The organism is Paraburkholderia sp. SIMBA_030 (genome assembly GCF_046535245.1).
Taxonomy (GTDB): domain Bacteria; phylum Pseudomonadota; class Gammaproteobacteria; order Burkholderiales; family Burkholderiaceae; genus Paraburkholderia.
Map to the genome: position 1 here is coordinate 1 of NZ_JAWRXB010000578.1, position 270 is coordinate 270.

The 270-nt window shown below is 58.1% G+C and carries 1 protein-coding gene; it reads left to right on the top strand.

The genetic code is table 11. From position 1 onward, the window contains the following. Positions 1-270, top strand: a 270-nt coding sequence (locus SB772_RS41270) for an alanine:cation symporter family protein (protein ID WP_410838684.1), incomplete at both ends; no start/stop codon positions are given.

Consider the following 270-nt stretch of genomic DNA (forward strand, 5'->3'; position numbering starts at 1 on the left):
GGAAGCGGCAGGCGGCGCGGCGGGATATACCTTAAGCCAGGCGATTACTAACGGTTTTCAGCGCAGTATGTTTTCCAATGAGGCGGGAATGGGGTCGACGCCAAACGCGGCAGCGGCAGCGGCGTCCTGGCCTCCGCATCCGGCAGCGCAAGGGATTGTCCAGATGATTGGCATTTTTATCGACACCCTGGTCATCTGTACGGCAAGCGCCATGCTGATATTACTGGCGGGTAACGGCACAACCTACATGCCGCTGGAAGGTATTCAGCT